Below are 247 nucleotides of genomic sequence, written 5' to 3'. Positions count from 1 at the left end.
CTCGAGATCGACGACGAAGCCGGCGTTGAAGAGGATGACGGCGAGGAAACCAGCGTCGAGGTGGCCAAGACCAACCTGACCAAGCGTCGCATCATCGACAACCTGCTGGAAGAACGCCGCATGCAGCGCCAGTTGTCGGACTACGACTTCGACCTGTGAGCAGCGCCGTCCACACCGCAAGCAAGCCCCGCAATTGGCGGGGCTTCGTTTTTTCCGCCGTTCAGAAGTAGTAGCCGATGTTCAGGTT

Annotated in this window: 1 protein-coding gene; it reads left to right on the top strand. The window is 59.5% G+C overall.

Annotated features, from left to right (window positions below):
- Positions 1 to 6: 6 nt before the first annotated feature.
- The gene (locus ACLJNW_RS27550; protein WP_410961734.1) at positions 7 to 159 is read left to right on the top strand and encodes a PA3496 family putative envelope integrity protein; all 153 of its coding nucleotides are present in this window, start codon (positions 7 to 9) and stop codon (positions 157 to 159) included.
- The last annotated feature ends 88 nt before the right edge of the window (positions 160 to 247 follow it).

This window comes from Salmonella sp. SAL4457 (assembly GCF_046548235.1).
In the GTDB taxonomy this organism is placed as follows: domain Bacteria; phylum Pseudomonadota; class Gammaproteobacteria; order Enterobacterales; family Enterobacteriaceae; genus Salmonella; species Salmonella enterica.
The sequence above is the reverse complement of the archived record's forward strand: the minus strand, read 5'-3'. Positions and strand labels throughout refer to the sequence as shown.